The organism is Paraburkholderia sp. SIMBA_027 (genome assembly GCF_046535315.1).
GTDB classification, from domain to species: domain Bacteria; phylum Pseudomonadota; class Gammaproteobacteria; order Burkholderiales; family Burkholderiaceae; genus Paraburkholderia; species Paraburkholderia tropica.
The window spans coordinates 1-289 of the sequence record NZ_JAWRWY010000343.1; the positions used below are offsets into that span (position 1 = coordinate 1).

1 protein-coding gene is annotated in these 289 nt (G+C 66.8%); it reads left to right on the forward strand.

Translation table 11 applies throughout. The features are described from left to right. A partial coding sequence (locus tag SB764_RS39355) for an aldehyde dehydrogenase family protein (RefSeq protein ID WP_410866658.1) occupies positions 1-289 on the forward strand: 289 nt, incomplete at both ends.

Below are 289 nucleotides of genomic sequence, written 5' to 3' on the forward strand. Positions count from 1 at the left end.
GGATCATCGTCGACGAAAAGATCGCCGCGCCGTTCGTCGCCAGGCTCGCGCAGAAGGCACGCGATTTGCCGCTCGGCGACCCGCGCAAGGGGCCGGTCGTGCTCGGTTCGGTCGTCGACATGAGCACGGTTGCGCGCTGCAATGCGCTGATCGACGACGCGTTGGCCAAAGGTGCGACGCTCGTCTGCGGCGGCCGCGCAGACAGCACGCTGATGCCCGCTACGCTGCTCGATCACGTCACGCCCGACATGCGCCTCTACGCCGATGAATCGTTCGGTCCGGTGAAAGG